We start from the raw sequence: 14,630 nt of genomic DNA, 5'->3' as shown, positions 1-14,630 counted from the left end.
GATGATCTCGCTGTGCTCGCTGGCCGTCGTCGGGTTGGCCATGTTGACCGGCGTCGCGATCGGCGTGGTCACCGCGGTCCTGGCGACCCTCGCCGCCGCGTTCACCCTGCTGCCGGCCATCCTGGCGATACTCGGCCCCGCCGTCGGCCGCGGCGCGCTGCCCGCCCGCCTGCGGCCCGCCCCCGCCGACGCGCCCGCCGCCGGAAACGGCTGGGCCCGCTGGGCGCGCGCGGTGATGCGGCGACCCGCGCTGTTCGGCGGACTCGGCGTCGCCGCGCTGCTGGTGGCGGCGCTGCCGATCCTGCGCCTGGACTACGGCATCGATATGGGCATGCGCGCGCTCGGTGACCGCCCGAGCGGGCAGGCGGGCGCGCTGATCACCGAGAACTTCGGGCCCGGACTGCTCGCGCCGATCACCGTCGTCGCCACCGGCCCCGGCGACACCCCGCTGGACGAGCCGACCCGCCAACAGGTCTCGGCCTTCGTCACCGGACTCGCCGACGACGATCGGGTGGTGCGGGTCCTGCCGCGACAAGCCGAAGGACGGGTGTTCGCCACGGTCGTCCCGAGGGGGGCGTTCGACTCCCCCTCGGTCGCCGACCTGACCACCGATATCCGCGCCGAGGCCGCGACCGTCGGCGGATCGGCCGACATCCTGGTCGGCGGCACCGCCGCCACCTTCGCCGACGTCTCGGTGCGCATCGTGGACCGACTGCCGCTGGTCGTCGGACTGGTCCTGACGATCTCGCTGCTGTTCCTGGTCTACGCCTTCCGCAGCATCGTCCTGGCGGTCAAGGCGATCCTGCTGAACCTGCTGGCCACCGGCGCGGCCCTCGGCATCACCGTCGCGGTCTTCCAGGACGGGATCGGCGAGGATCTGCTCGGCTTCCACAGCACCGGTTTCGTGCAGATCTATCTGCCCATGCTGGTCTTCGCCGTGCTGTTCGGCCTGTCGATGGACTACGAGGTCTTCCTGATCCGCCGGATGAAGGAAGTGTGGGACGCTCAGGGCGACAACACGATCGCGGTCGCGGAAGGGCTGCGCCGCACCGCGCGGCCGATCAGCGCCGCCGCGGCCATCATGGTCGCGGTCTTCGCCAGTTTCGTCACCGCCGACGTGCTCGAACTCCAGCAGATCGGTTTCGCGCTCGCGGTCGCGATCACCCTGGACGCGCTCGTGGTGCGCCTGCTGCTGGTACCCGCGTTCATGCGACTGTTCGGCCGCTGGAACTGGTGGCTGCCGCGCCTCAGGCGATGAGACGCTCCACGGCGTCGATGACCAGGGTGATCGCCTCGGTGTAGACCTCGCGCACCGGACGGTCGAAATCGGCGGCGGCCCACTGGTCCAGCGCGGCCACCGCGCACCACACGGCGGTGGCCGCGGCCATCCGCAACCGCAGATCGTTGCCGTCGCGGCCGGTCCGCTCGGCGAACAGGGCGACGAAATGCGCTTCCATCTCCCGCATCTGGCCGTTCTGCGCGTCGGCGACCTCGGGAATGGTACTGACGTAGCGCATCCGCCGCCGGATGCGCAGTTCGGACTCCTCGGTGAGCAGCGCCTCGATCAGCAGCGGAGCCAGCGCGCGAGCCGCCGCGACCAGTTCCGCGGGCGTGACCCTCGCGCCGCCCGCCGCCCCGCGCATCTCCTCGAGCAGTCGCAGATCGTGCTCGTCGTAGAGCACCAGCATTTCCTTGGTGCCGAAATATCGGTACACCGAACTGGGCGACACCCCGGCCTCGAGGGCGATCCGATCCACCGTGACGCCCCGATACCCGTCCTCCTCGAACAGGTCCAGCGCGACCCGCTGGATACGCGCCATCGCCGCGAGTTTCCTGCGCTCCCAGACCCCCGCCGTCGGTTCCACGTTCACTTCGGCCATCGCGTCCACGCTACTCCCGCACCCGCGCCCACCCGGTCGGCGGTCGGAGCCCGCCACCGCGCGGCATATCCGATGCCCGCACCGTCCCCGGAAACGGGGAAGGCCCCGGTCCGTGTGGACCGGGGCCTTCGCCGTTCGTCTACCCGAATCAGGCGTTGCCGGAGAGCTTCTCCCGCAGGGCCGCCAACTGGGCGTCGCTGGCCAGCGAACCACCGGCCGACTCGGCCTGGGTGGTCGAGGACTGCGCGCCGCTCTCGGAGGAGTAGTTGGACGCGTTGCCACCGTTCGCGGCCTCGGCCGCGGCGTCGGCCGCCATCTTCTCCATCTGCGCGGTGTGCATCTTGTGGCGACGCTCCGCCTCGGCGTAGCGGCCTTCCCACTCTTCGCGCTGCTTGTCGAAGCCCTCGAGCCACTCGTTGGTGTCGGGATCGAAGCCCTCGGGGAAGATGTAGTTGCCCTGCTCGTCGTAGCTGTCGGCCATGCCGTACTTCGACGGGTCGAACTCGGCGTGGTAATCCTCGTTGGCCTGCTTCAGCGACAGCGAGATCCGGCGACGCTCCAAGTCGATGTCGATGACCTTGACCATCGCGTCGTCACCGACCGCGACGACCTGATCCGGCACCTCGACGTGGCGCTCGGCCAGCTCGGAGATGTGCACCAGGCCCTCGATGCCCTCCTCGACACGCACGAACGCGCCGAAGGGAACCAGCTTGGTGACCTTGCCCGGGACGATCTGGCCGATCGCGTGGGTCCGGGCGAACTGCCGCCACGGATCCTCCTGGGTGGCCTTGAGCGACAGCGAGACCCGCTCGCGATCCAGGTCGACGTCGAGGACCTCGACGGTGACCTCGTTGCCGACCTCGACGACCTCGGACGGGTGGTCGATGTGCTTCCAGGACAGCTCCGAGACGTGCACCAGGCCGTCCACGCCGCCGAGATCGACGAACGCGCCGAAGTTGACGATCGAGGAGACCACACCCTTGCGGACCTGGCCCTTCTGCAGCTGGTGCAGGAATTCGCTGCGCACCTCGGACTGGGTCTGCTCCAGCCACGCCCGACGCGACAGGACCACGTTGTTGCGGTTCTTGTCGAGCTCGATGATCTTGGCCTCGATCTCCTTGCCGACGTACGGCTGGAGGTCGCGGACACGGCGCATCTCGACCAGCGAGGCGGGCAGGAAGCCGCGCAGACCGATGTCCAGGATCAGGCCGCCCTTGACGACCTCGATGACGGTGCCCTTGACGGCCTCGTCCTTTTCCTTGAGCTCCTCGATCGTGCCCCACGCGCGCTCGTACTGCGCCCGCTTCTTCGACAGGATCAGGCGGCCTTCCTTGTCCTCCTTGGTGAGAACGAGGGCCTCGACCTCATCACCCACGGAAACGACCTCGTTCGGGTCGACGTCGTGTTTGATGGAGAGTTCGCGAGAGGGGATGACGCCTTCGGTCTTGTAACCGATGTCGAGCAGGACCTCGTCGCGGTCGACCTTGACGATGGTTCCCTCGACGATGTCGCCGTCGTTGAAGTACTTGATCGTGGCGTCGATGGCGGCGAGGAAGTCCTCGGCAGAGCCGATGTCGTTGACGGCTACCTGCGGCGAGGTGACGGTGGTGGGCATGTGTCGGTTTGCTCCGGACGGATTGTGGTCGGTTGCGGACATTGGAACTTTCGGTACGCTGCGAGATCACCGCGACGTTGCGACGACGGACACCTGGAACCTACCGCACGTACCGCACACCACTCGTGAAAACCCAGCGCGGGCGCTCTGACACTGAGTACGCTTGCAACCGCCGGTCACGTCGGTGGGACGAACGTCGAGCTGAACCAACGTCGCGTCGAACCAACATCGTGCCGAGCGGATCACATCGGTACGCCAGTACAGAAGGCACTCGCTGAATCAGCGTACGCGAGGGTGGTCGGCACGGGCAAACCGGTACCGCGCCACGCCGGGATAAGGTTCTGCGCGTGTCGGAAGATCACCTCGTCGAGGAAAACTCGCTGCTCGCGACCACCACACCGGGACGGGTCCGGCTGGATTCGAACGACAGCCGCGCCGCCAGTCGTCGCTGGTGGGATGCCGACGCGGGCGAATACCACCGCGCGCACGCCGAGTTCCTCGGCGTGGACTCCCCCAACGGCGAATTCGTCTGGTGCCCGGAGGGTCTGCACGAGGGTGACGTGGGTTTGCTGGGCGAGGTCGCGGGCCGCCGGATCTTGGAGATCGGCTGCGGTTCGGCGCCGTGTTCGCGCTGGCTGGCCGACCACGGGGCGCTGCCGGTCGGCCTGGATCTGTCGCGCGGGATGCTCGAGCGCGGCGTGGCGGCCATGGCGCGCGGCGGGCCGCGGGTTCCGCTGGTGCAGGCGGGCGCGGAGGACCTGCCCTTCGCCGACGCCAGTTTCGATCTCGCTTGTTCGGCGTTCGGCGGGGTCCCGTTCGTGGCCGACTCGGCGCGGGTGATGCGCGAGGTCGCCCGGGTGCTGCGGCCGGGCGGGCGTTGGGTGTTCTCGGTGAACCACCCGATGCGCTGGATCTTCCTGGACGACCCCACCGAGAACGGCCTGGTGGCGACGTTCTCCTACTTCGACCGCACCCCCTACGTCGAATTCGACGAGGCGGGCTCCCCGGTCTACGTCGAGCACCACCGCACCGTCGGCGACCGGGTCCGCGAGATCGTCGCCGCCGGGTTGGTGGTCGAGGACATAGTGGAACCCGAGTGGCCGGAGTGGCTCGAGCGGGAATGGGGGCAGTGGAGTCCGCTGCGCGGGGAGATCTTCCCCGGCACCGCCATCTTCGTCACCTCCAAGCCCGGATCGCCCGTGCTCGGAACATCCGAACAGCGAGGTCAGGCGTCCGGCGCGGCGGAGTCCTGATCCGAGCGGCCGGGACGCCTGCCCACCTGTTCGAGCGCCAATCGGAGGGCGAATTCGATCTGGGCGTTGATGCTGCGCAGATCGTCGGCCGCCCACTTGGCCATGGCCTCGTGGACGGCCGGGTCGAGGCGCAGCAGTAGCTTCTTGCGTTCGACCATCGGTCCGGCTCAGTGGTAGAGCGAGCCGGCGTTGACGACGGGTTGGGTGGCGCGGTCCCCGCACAGCACCACCAGCAGGTTGGACACCATCGCGGCCCGACGCTCCTCGTCGAGTTCGACGACTCCTTGCGCGGTGAGCCGGTCCAGCGCCAGGCCGACCATGCCGACCGCGCCCTCCACGATGTGCGTGCGCGCCGCCACCACCTGGGCCGCCTGCTGGCGCACCAGCATGGCCTGGGCGATCTCCGGGGCGTAGGCGAGGTGGGTGATGCGGGCCTCGAGCACCTCGATACCCGCCATCTCGGTGCGCTCGCGCAGTTCGACGGTCAGTTCCTCGGCGACCTCGGCGCCGTCGCGCAGGCTGGTGCGCCCCGCGTCGTGCGCGTCGTAGGGGTGGGTGGTGGCCAGGTGACGCACCGCGGCCTCGGACTGGGTCTCGACGTACTCCTCGTAGTCGTCCACCGCGAAAGCGGCCTTGAAGCTGTCGAAGACGCGGTAGACCACCACGGCGCCGATCTCGACGGGGTTGCCGTCGGCGTCGTTGACCTTGAGTTTCTGGGTCTCGAAGTTGCGCACCCGCAGCGAGATGCTCTTGCGGTCGGTCAGCGGGATGACCGAGAAGAAGCCGGGTTCGCTCACCGAGCCGATGTAGCGGCCGAAGAACTGCACCACCTTCGCCTCGTTCGGGTTCACCACGATCAGTCCCGTCACCGACAGCAGCAGCAGGACGACGATGACCGTCGCGACGATGGCGGCGATCAGGGCCGTCGTATCGCCGCCGTCGGCCGCCGCCGCGTACCCGAAGGCCGCGGCGACGCCGAAGACGAGGGTGAGCACCAACCACGCGGCCAGCACCAGAAAGCCGTTGACGTGGAGAGCGGACTTGAGCTTCATGACATCCTCCCGGTATCAGAGTGATATCACTACGATAGCGCACGGCATCACCGTCGCCACCGGGGGGACCGTCACGAATCGGCTACAACCTCCGCCCCGCTCGCGGGCCGGATGTTGCGGTTGGCGCGGAACAGGTTGCGGGGGTCGTACCGGCCCTTGAGCACGGCCAGTCGCGCGTAGGTCCCCGGGCTGTAGCCCGCCCGAGTCTGCGCCTCGTCCGCTGCGGCCCCCGCCCCGTACAAAAAGTTCGGGCTGTGCCCGAGAGTCCACGGCGCTAGCGCGGCGCGTACCCGGGTGTGCTCGGGCGGGGCCGCCGTCGGATCGTCGGCGTCCGGGGCGGTGATGACCCGCACCAGAAAGGCGGCGTCGCGGTGGTCGACGGCGGTGATCCCGCGCGCTCGCCGCAGCGCGCCGCCGAGGTGGCGGATGTCGAGCACCGCCCGGACCGGCCCGCCGGGTCCGGCCAGGTCGAGCAGGGCGGCGGCGGTCTCGGCGGTGAACTCGCGCAGCAGCGCGTTGGTGGCCGCGTAGGCGTGCGGTCGGTCGGGGTCGCGGTGGATGGTGTGGCTCTCGGTGTAGGGCATGGTCCGCAGGTCGTCGACGAGACGCGGGCCGATGCCCCGCAGGCCCGCGGACCAGCGCTCCCCCTCGGCGGTCGGCCCGAAGAAGGCCACGCGGATCGAGGCGACGAAGCGTCCGCGCAGGGATCGCGCCACCTGCGGGAGGTCCGGGTAGGCCGGCATCGTGAGCGTCGAGGTCAGCGTGTCGGGCACGGTCGCGGTCCACTCCCGCCAGATCCGCACGGCCCGCTCGACGTGCGGGGTGTCGAAGACGAGTTGGCCGCCGAAGACCTCGGGGACCAGCGGCAGGTCCAGGTCCAGCGCGGTCACCACGCCGAAATTGCCACCGGTGCCCAGGACCGCGCCGAACAACTCGTCCTCGGGGGTCAGCGCGCGGAGTTCGCCGTCGGCGGTCACCATCTCGATCCCGCGCACACGGTCGGCGGCGTAGCCGAAGGTGCGGGCCAGCAGACCGAGTCCGCCGCCGAGGTGGTAGCCCACCACGCCCACCGAGGGCGCGGACCCGGTCAGCGGCGCGAGGCCGTGCGGCGCGGCGGCCTCGATCAGCGCGCCCGCGCGCACCCCCGCGGCGACCCGGGCGGTCGCCGCGTCGGGGTCGACGCGCACGTCGGTCAGCGCGCGGGTGGAGATCAGGACGCCGTCGGTCGGCACGGACAACCCGTGTCCGGTGGCCTGCACCGCGACCGGCAGGCCGCGCGCGGCCGCGTAGCGCACGGCCGCCACGACGTCACCGGTCTCGCGCGCCGCGACGATCAGGGCGGGCCGGTGGGTGTAGGCGGTCTGGAAGCCGGCCAGTTCGGCCGCGTAGCCGCTGTCGCCGGGACGCAGGATCGGCCCGCGGGGGGTCGAGGTCGGCATCCGGGCGTCGTGTCGTCGTGTCGGTTCCCATGTCCTCGACCCTGCCGCCGTCGGTATCAGACGCGCGCGCGGCGCTCGCCTCGGCCGAACGGGTCGCGCGCACCGTCGACGAGTTCACCGGCTTGCTGCGCGGGCGGGTGCGCCTGGGCGCGGTGTCGGGCGTGGCGGGCGAGGGGTTCGATCTGGCCGGGGTGCTCGCGGAGTTCCACGCCGCGCATCCGGGCGTCACCGTCGGACTCACCGAGCACACCTCCGAACACATGCTCGAGGCGCTGCGCCACGGCGGACTCGACATCGCGTTGGTCGGCCTGACCGGCGCGCCGATCGCCGAGCATCTCGGGGTCGACGTCGTCCTCGACACCGCGCTCGTCGCCGCCGTCGCCCTCGATTCGCCGCTGCGCGAAGCGCTTCCGGTAGCCGCGCTGGCCGAACACCGGCTGATCTGCCTGCCGCACGGCACGGGGGTGCGCGGCGTGCTCGACCGTGCCTGCGCCGCCGCGGGTTTCGCGCCGGAGATCGCCTACGAGGGCGCCGCGCCGCCGTTGCTGCTGCAATTGGCGGCGCACGGACTCGGCGTCGCGATCGTTCCCGGACTCACCGAGACCGAGGCCGCGCGGTTCGGCGTGCGGGCGTTGGCGATCGTCGATCCCCCGCTGCGCGGCCGTCTCGCCCTGGTGCGGCACCGCGACCGTCCGGGCAACCCGGCGGCGGCGGCGGCCGAACTGCTGGACAGGCTGCGGCGCGCGTTCGGCGCGCCCGCCTGACTCCTCGGTAGGGACCGTTGGACTCTTTGTCGTTTCGGCGAACTCCTGCAAGAGTGGGGGCCGCCGAACGTCCCCCGCGAAAGTGACCTCCGCCCCCATGCTGCCGCCGCTGTTGTGGATTCTCCTTCCGTATCTGGCGCTCGTCTCGTTCGTCGTCGGACATATCTGGCGTTATCGCCGGGATCGTTTCCGGGATTTCGTCGACCCGCCGGTGAGCGACGGTCCGCACCGATTGGGGATGCAGGCGTTCCGTATCGGTTTCGGGATGGTGATCGCGGCACGGCTGACCGATATGGTGACCGCGGGTCCGAACAGCCATCCGATGGGCGCGTTGTTCCTGATTCTGGTGCTGGTGGAATTCATCGGCGTGGTGGCGGCGGGCATCGGCGCGGTGCTGTTGTTCCTGCCCGACGTCATCGACGCGGTACCGCACACGGCGATCACCCCGCTGGACCGGATCACCATGCCCGCGCTGGTCGCGGCCCTGCTGTCCGGGGTGATCGTACGGTTCGACCCGTACTCGGCCGGGGATCGGTACCGCACGGCGGAGACGTTGTTCACCTGGATGCGTTCGCTGGCGAGTCTGCATCCGAATGCCGAGGCCATCCGGCACGCGCCGGTGATCTATCAGGTGCGCGGGCTGGTGATAATCCTGATGGTCGCCATCTGGCCATTTACGCGACTGTCCGGTACGTTTGCCGGCCCGGTGATCCGCTGGGCGCGCGGACTCACCCGACGACGTCCGGTCAGCGAATCCTGAGCGGACCGACCGGACCGTATTTTCCCGGACCGTGATTCGCGGAAAACATTCCCCGTGGGGATATTTCCGACCGGAAGTCCGGAATTCCCTCGGGCGTTTCCCCGTCGACACCGGCGTGCCGAGGGTGGATCATTTTGCGCATCCGGTGGCGTTCGTCGGGGAACGTCAATTCCCAGCCAGAGAAATGGAAGGCCCATGTTCATCAAGAAAATGGCGGCGACCGCATTCATGGCCATCGCCGCCACCGGCGTCGCGACCGCGACCGCGCACGGCGAGGCGACCCTGGGCGATGTGAACCTCGCCGCGACCGACGGTCCGGTCGCCTACACCACCACCCTGGCCGCCGACCACTCCAGCGCGCAGGTCTCGCTGGCCTCCGGTCGCTTCGTCCTGACCCCCGACTCGGTCACCGTGCTCGCCGACGACGGCGCGGTGGTCGGCGCGATCCCGACCACGCTGCGCACCGACAGCGGAACCTTCGGCGTCACACCGAGTCTGGACGCCTCGGCCACCGAGTTGACCCTCACCCCGGTCGGCGGTCCGACGCCCGCCGCCCTGCAATCGCGCGACATCCCCGGCGTCCACGAAGCAGGCGGCCCCGTCACCACCGCGGTGGGCGCGGGTATCGGCTGTCTGGTGGGCGTGGCCATCGGCATCTGGTTCTTCGTCATCGGCGCCATCCCGGGCTGTCTGATCGGCGCGGCCATCGGCGCGGCGATCGGGTTCTTCTTCGTCCCCGGACCCTGATCTCCGCGCTCGGACAGTGATCGGCGCCGGGTGGAGTACTCCACCCGGCGCTGTCGTCTCGAATAGGCGGCACGATCCGCGACGCGTCGGAGTCCGAGCTGTGCCGGTACGGCAGGCGTCGAAATCAGTCGAATCAGAGGAGTCTGGACAGGAAGGCTTTGGTCCGCTCGTGCGCGGGATTCGCCAGAACCTCGCGCGGCACACCGGATTCCACCACCGCGCCCGCGTCCATGAAGACCAGTCGGTCGGCGACCTCGCGGGCGAAACCCATCTCGTGGGTCACCACGATCATCGTCATGCCCTCGCGCGCGAGTTCGCGCATCACCCCGAGCACCTCCCCCACCAGTTCCGGGTCCAGCGCCGAGGTGGGTTCGTCGAACAGCATGAGTTTCGGGTCCATCGCCAACGCCCGCGCGATGGCCACCCGCTGCTGTTGACCGCCGGACAGCTGCGCCGGATAGGCGTTGGCCTTGTCCGCCATGCCGACCCGCTCGAGCAGTTCGTGGGCCCGGGTCACCGCCTGCGCGCGCCGCAGTTTCTTCACCTGGGTCGGCGCTTCGATGATGTTCTCCAGCGCCGTGCGGTGCGGGAACAGGTTGAAGTGCTGGAACACCATCCCGATGTCGCGACGCTGGCGGGCGGCCTCGCGAGGATGCAGTTCGTAGAGTTTGTCGCCCTTCTGGCGGTAGCCGACCAACTCGCCGTCGACGTGCAACCGCCCGGCGTCGATGCGTTCGAGGTGGTTGATACAGCGCAGGAAGGTCGACTTGCCCGACCCGGACGGGCCGATCAGGCACAGCACCTCGCCGCGGGCCACCTCGAGGGTGATGCCTTGCAGGACGCGCAGCGCGCCGAAACTCTTGCACACCCGGTCGGCCACCACCATCGGCGGCGCGGACTCCGGCGCCGCGGGCTTCTCGGCGGATTCGACGTCGGTCACGGCTGTTTCACCCCCGCCCGCGCGTCGGCGAGTTCCTTGAGTTGCCGTGCCGTCAACTGCCGCGAGACACCGCGCGAGTAGTAGCGCTCCAGATAGAACTGTCCGACCATGAGCACGCTGGTGATCGCCAGGTACCAGGTCGCGGTCACCATCAGCAGCGGGATCGGCTGGAAGTTCACGCCGTAGATGTCGCGGGCGCGGCCGAACAGGTCGGTGGACAGCGGGATCGCGGTGACCAGCGACGTGGTCTTGAGCATGCCGATCAGTTCGTTGCCGGTGGGCGGGATGATGACGCGCATCGCCTGCGGCAGCACGGTTCTGCGCATGGTCTGACTCCACGACATGCCCAGCGCGACCGAGGCCTCCCGCTGCCCCTCACCGACGGAGTTGATGCCGGCGCGCACGATCTCGGCCATGTAGGCGGCCTCGTTGAGTCCCAGGCCGATCGCGGCGAAGGCGAAGGCGGCCTGCAGATTCTGGACGTCGAGGTGGAAGAACTGCGGACCGAACGGGACGCCGAGGGCGATGTTGCGGTACAGCGACGGGAACAGTCCCCAGAACACCAACTGCACGTAGACCGGGGTGCCGCGGAAGATCCACAGGTACACCCAGGCCGTGGAGCGCAGCACCGGGTTGGGTGAGAGGCGCATCACCGCGAGTACGGTGCCGAGCACGATGGCCAGCGCCATCGCCAGCACGGTCAACTCCAGGGTGACCGCGGCGCCGGCGAGGATGCGGGTGTCGAACAGGTAGCGCCCGTAGGTGCCCCACTGGTACGCCTCGTTGGTGGCCGCGCCGTAGAGGAACAGCGCGAGCAGGACCAAGATGACGGCGGCGGCGATCCAGCGTCCGGGGCGGCGCAGCGGCACCGCCCGGATGGGTTCCGGCTCGGTGTCCGGGACGACGGCCTGCGACATCGGTCAGCGCTCGGCGCCGTTGACGACCGACTTCGTGATCGCGCCTTCCTGCACACCCCAGTTCTCGGTGATGGTCTTGTACTGGCCGTTGTCGATCAGGTGGTTGAGCGCGGCCATCAGCACGCCCGCCAGCGGCGAGTTCTTGGGCACCGCCCACCCGTAGGGGGCCGAATCGAAGACCGGACCGGCGGATTCGATCTTGCCGTCGCTCTGCTTGATGGCGTAGGCGGTCACCGGGGAGTCGGCCGACATCGCGTCGACCTGGCCCAGCACCAGCGCGTTGGTCGCGGCGCTCTGCTCGTCGAAGGGTTTGATGTCGATGGCCGGTTTGCCGGCGGCCACGCACTTCTCGCTCTTGGCGGGCACCTCGTCGGTGTGCTCGACGGTGGTGGCCTGCACGGCGACCTTCTTGCCGCAGGCGTTCTCGGGATCGATGGGTTTGCCCGCCTGCTGGGCCCACTGGATGCCCGCCTGGAAGTAGTCGGTGAAATCGACCTGCTGCTGGCGTTCCTTGGAATCGGTGATCGAGGACATGCCCACGTCGTAGGTGCCCGCCTGGATGGCCGGGATGATCTTCTCGAAGGCGGATTCGACGTAGTCGACCTGCACGCCCAGCACCGCGCCGACCGCGTCGAGCAGATCCACGTCGAACCCGACGATCTCGCCGTCGGCGTCCTTGTACTCGTTGGGCTGGTAGGGCACGTTCACGCCGACGACGAGTTTGCCGGACTGCTTGATCTTGTCGGGCAGGGTCGCCGCGATCGAGTCCACCTTCGCCACCGACACCTTCGCCGCGGCCGGACCGGACTCCTCGGTGTTGTTGGTGCATCCCGTCAGCACCAGTGCGCCGCCGACGAGCACGCACACGGCCCGCAGGGCACCTCCGCCAAGAACCGTTCGAACAGACACAGCAGTCCTCCACATTTCGGCTCGGCGTCACCCGGGCGTCAGCACATGGATGGGAATCTAGGCCAAGGGTCGGTATCTCGCAGCCGCGCGGGCCCGGCGACACGAACTCGTAACCGGAGCCGAACCGTTCAGCCGACCAGCCGCGCGTCGGGGATCAGCGCGGTGATCGACGGGTCGCGATGGGCGATGCCGGGTTCCGCGTCGTGCACCGGACGCAGCGCGTCGAGCACGCCGACGCAGGTCAGGTGGTCGGCGGGGTGCAGGTCGCCGGCGAAGCGGAACTCGATCGTCGCGGTGCCGCGGCCGGCGGGGGTGCTGGTGGTGAGTCGGTAGCGCAGCGGGACGTCGACCTCGTCCGCCACGGTCCAGACCGAGCGGTATCCGAGGCTGGGTCCGAGTTCCCGCTCGACCACGACCTTCTCGACGGCGCCGTCCTCGCCCGCGACCACCTCGATCTCGGACCGCACCACGGCCTCGGCGCCCGCCGCACCCGCGAACACGGCCTCATCGAGTACCCGCAGACCCGCCTCGTACCAGTCGGCCACCGCATCGGCGGCCGCGGCGGAGATCCCGTTGTCGCCCAGCGTGTCCCACGGGTGCACGGCGGAGGCCGGGAAGACCAGTTCCTCGACCAGGTCCACGCGCCGGATGTCGCGGGTGACCTCGCTCAACGACCGCGCCGACCGGATGCCGATCGCGCTCTGGAACGCGCCGGTGGCGTGGTAGGTCGACTCCCCCGCCGCGCAAGCCTCGCGCAACTCGGCGCGGGTCGGCCCCCCGGCGGGCAGGGTGGAGACCACGTCGTGCCCGTCACGCAGCAGGCGCGTCAGGATCTCGTACGGCGCGTCGGCGGCCAGTTCGGCCGGCGTCGGGACGTAGACGACCACGTCGGTGCCCGCGGGCGGGCGCTCGGTCGCGGCCGTCCGCGCGACCAGGCGCAGATCCGGGCGCGCGTCGATCTTCTCGGCGAGCCGGTCCACGACCGGCCCGGCGCCCAGCAGCGCCACGGTCAGGGTGTGCGAGCTCATGCGTTCTCCAAGCGGTAGCGCGGGGACAGATCGGGCATCACCACGCCGGGCGGGGCCGCGCACAGTTCCGGCACGACGCTCAGCATGGCGCGCACCGAGATGTCGGTGACCGCGGACCAGTCGGCGCTGTAGGCGTCGTCGTCCATCTCGTTGCGCATCTCGATGCGGCCGGGAACGCCGTCCAGGCTGATCACGTGACCGCCGGACAGGCTGCGCGGATGGTCGGGCCCGAGGTGGGCGTTGCCCGCACCGACGTGCCAGCACTCCTCGTTGGTCATGAACAACTCGTCGCCGATGTAGCCGCGGTAGGTCATGTGGATCGCGCCGACGGTGCCCGGTTCGATGACCGTCCCGCCCGCGTGGACGCGAACCCGCGCGGGCACCGGGTAGAGCAGTCGTTCCACCCGCACGGCCTCGGAGCCGACGCCGCGCAGCGCGTGCGCGACGTTGCCGATCACGTCGTTGAAGTAGAAGTGCTGCATGAGCCCGATCGCGTGGTTCGAGTCCACCGCGCTCAGTGGCGTGCCGAAGCCCAGGCTCGCCAGGCCGCCCCACATGCCGTCGGGGGCGGCCGACAGATCGCCGACCTCCAGGAATTTCACCTCGCGCACCTCGTCGAGCACACCGGCCAACCGCAGCAGCAGTTGTTCGACCATGAGGCCGGGGTGCAGGCCGGTGCCGTGCAGCGACACCCCGCCCTTCAGGCAGGCGGCCTGCAACGTGCTGCCCAGCGGGCGGCGCGGGATGGCGCGGTCGACCACGGCGCCCGCCAGTCGGTCCACGGCCGGACGCAGCGGGCGCGCGGGCAGCGAGTCGATCGCCCGCATGCCGACCCGCAGCGCGCCGATCGCCCGGCGCAGTTCCGCGCCGAAGGCGTCACCGGTGACCTTCATCTTCGAGACCGTGCGCAGCACCGACAGCGGCGACTGCGAGGCCGAGAGCCAATTGGTCATCGACGGGTTGTGGTAGGAGGCGGCCGAGACCACGTTCTTGCCGGAGGCCAGCAGATCGAGCACGTCGGCGTCCGCGCCGCGCACCAGAGACGGCGTGGTCGGGGTGTGCACGACGCAGTCGGCGTCCAGCGCGAGGATTTCTTCCTTGGAAGTCGTGGCCGCGACGCCGACGGCGGGCAGCCCGACCAGTTCGCCGATATCGCGGCCGTGTTTGGGCGGACTGAAGACCTTGACCCCGACGACCTCGAAGTCGGGGGAGTTCAGCGCCGTGTGCAGCGCACGGCCGCCCATGTCGCCGGGACCCCAGATGATGAGCCGATACGGACGTGACACAACCGCCTCCTTGCCGTTGGCGACATGTGTAACACACCGG

15 protein-coding genes are annotated in these 14,630 nt (G+C 69.7%); 5 read left to right on the top strand and 10 right to left on the bottom strand.

Annotated features, from left to right (window positions below):
• On the top strand, nucleotides 1–1,258 hold a 1,258-nt coding region (locus tag ON30_RS10320), incomplete at its 5' end, for an MMPL family transporter (RefSeq protein ID WP_040706064.1).
• Here ON30_RS10320 and ON30_RS36030 read toward each other — a convergent pair.
• Together ON30_RS36030 and rpsA are read right to left on the bottom strand one after the other, a co-directional pair.
• Nucleotides 1,248–1,880, bottom strand: a complete 633-nt coding sequence (locus ON30_RS36030) for a TetR/AcrR family transcriptional regulator (RefSeq protein ID WP_157183681.1) — start codon at nucleotides 1,878–1,880, stop codon at nucleotides 1,248–1,250. The two genes, ON30_RS10320 and ON30_RS36030, sit on opposite strands and share 11 nt — an antisense overlap.
• A 148-nt stretch (nucleotides 1,881–2,028) precedes the next feature.
• Nucleotides 2,029–3,495, bottom strand: coding sequence for a 30S ribosomal protein S1 (gene rpsA / locus ON30_RS10310; RefSeq protein ID WP_040706062.1), 1,467 nt, complete (start codon nucleotides 3,493–3,495; stop codon nucleotides 2,029–2,031).
• Between the two features lie 347 nt (nucleotides 3,496–3,842).
• On the opposite strand from rpsA, the gene ON30_RS10305 reads away from it, so the two are divergent.
• Nucleotides 3,843–4,748 (top strand): class I SAM-dependent methyltransferase, encoded by a 906-nt coding sequence (locus tag ON30_RS10305; RefSeq protein WP_051029154.1) that lies wholly within the window; start codon nucleotides 3,843–3,845, stop codon nucleotides 4,746–4,748.
• Here ON30_RS10305 and ON30_RS10300 read toward each other — a convergent pair.
• From ON30_RS10300 to ON30_RS10290, 3 genes are all read right to left on the bottom strand, one after another.
• Complete coding sequence (locus ON30_RS10300) at nucleotides 4,721–4,906, bottom strand: type II toxin-antitoxin system antitoxin (RefSeq protein ID WP_040706060.1); 186 nt, start codon at nucleotides 4,904–4,906, stop codon at nucleotides 4,721–4,723. The two genes, ON30_RS10305 and ON30_RS10300, sit on opposite strands and share 28 nt — an antisense overlap.
• Before the next feature lie 9 nt (nucleotides 4,907–4,915).
• Nucleotides 4,916–5,800: an SPFH domain-containing protein gene (locus tag ON30_RS10295; RefSeq protein ID WP_040706059.1), complete on the bottom strand. Its 885-nt coding sequence runs from the start codon at nucleotides 5,798–5,800 to the stop codon at nucleotides 4,916–4,918.
• A 71-nt stretch (nucleotides 5,801–5,871) separates the two neighbouring features.
• Nucleotides 5,872–7,239: an FAD-binding oxidoreductase gene (locus tag ON30_RS10290; RefSeq protein WP_040706058.1), complete on the bottom strand. Its 1,368-nt coding sequence runs from the start codon at nucleotides 7,237–7,239 to the stop codon at nucleotides 5,872–5,874.
• A 29-nt stretch (nucleotides 7,240–7,268) separates the two neighbouring features.
• Here ON30_RS10290 and ON30_RS10285 point away from each other — a divergent pair, with 29 nt between their 5' ends.
• The 3 genes from ON30_RS10285 (at nucleotide 7,269) to ON30_RS10275 (ending at nucleotide 9,510) form a co-directional block, all read left to right on the top strand.
• Nucleotides 7,269–8,003 carry a LysR family transcriptional regulator substrate-binding protein gene (locus tag ON30_RS10285; protein ID WP_051029153.1) on the top strand — a complete coding sequence of 245 codons (735 nt, stop codon included), beginning with the start codon at nucleotides 7,269–7,271 and terminating at the stop codon, nucleotides 8,001–8,003.
• An 82-nt stretch (nucleotides 8,004–8,085) separates the two neighbouring features.
• Nucleotides 8,086–8,763 (top strand): respiratory nitrate reductase subunit gamma, encoded by a 678-nt coding sequence (locus ON30_RS10280; RefSeq protein ID WP_157183680.1) that lies wholly within the window; start codon nucleotides 8,086–8,088, stop codon nucleotides 8,761–8,763.
• A 195-nt stretch (nucleotides 8,764–8,958) separates the two neighbouring features.
• Nucleotides 8,959–9,510, top strand: a complete 552-nt coding sequence (locus tag ON30_RS10275; RefSeq protein ID WP_040706055.1) for a DUF8020 domain-containing protein — start codon at nucleotides 8,959–8,961, stop codon at nucleotides 9,508–9,510.
• Nucleotides 9,511–9,643: 133 nt separating this feature from the next.
• Here the strand turns inward: ON30_RS10275 and ON30_RS10270 are convergent, their stop codons facing one another.
• From ON30_RS10270 to ON30_RS10250, 5 genes are all read right to left on the bottom strand, one after another.
• Nucleotides 9,644–10,396: an amino acid ABC transporter ATP-binding protein gene (locus ON30_RS10270; protein ID WP_040706072.1), complete on the bottom strand. Its 753-nt coding sequence runs from the start codon at nucleotides 10,394–10,396 to the stop codon at nucleotides 9,644–9,646.
• 50 nt (nucleotides 10,397–10,446) lie between these two features.
• On the bottom strand, nucleotides 10,447–11,367 hold the full coding sequence (locus ON30_RS10265) for an amino acid ABC transporter permease (protein WP_040706053.1): 921 nt from the start codon (nucleotides 11,365–11,367) through the stop codon (nucleotides 10,447–10,449).
• A 3-nt stretch (nucleotides 11,368–11,370) separates the two neighbouring features.
• On the bottom strand, nucleotides 11,371–12,291 hold the full coding sequence (locus ON30_RS10260) for an ABC transporter substrate-binding protein (RefSeq protein ID WP_051029152.1): 921 nt from the start codon (nucleotides 12,289–12,291) through the stop codon (nucleotides 11,371–11,373).
• Nucleotides 12,292–12,404: 113 nt separating this feature from the next.
• Complete coding sequence (locus ON30_RS10255; RefSeq protein WP_040706052.1) at nucleotides 12,405–13,304, bottom strand: hypothetical protein; 900 nt, start codon at nucleotides 13,302–13,304, stop codon at nucleotides 12,405–12,407.
• Nucleotides 13,301–14,590: a hypothetical protein gene (locus ON30_RS10250; RefSeq protein ID WP_040706050.1), complete on the bottom strand. Its 1,290-nt coding sequence runs from the start codon at nucleotides 14,588–14,590 to the stop codon at nucleotides 13,301–13,303. Before ON30_RS10250 ends, ON30_RS10255 begins: the two co-directional genes overlap by 4 nt.
• Between the last annotated feature and the right edge of the window lie 40 nt (nucleotides 14,591–14,630).

Source organism: Nocardia takedensis NBRC 100417, assembly GCF_000308695.1.
Lineage (GTDB): Bacteria > Actinomycetota > Actinomycetes > Mycobacteriales > Mycobacteriaceae > Nocardia > Nocardia takedensis.
Note: the sequence above shows the minus strand (reverse complement) of the source record. Positions and strands in the feature narration are given on the sequence as shown.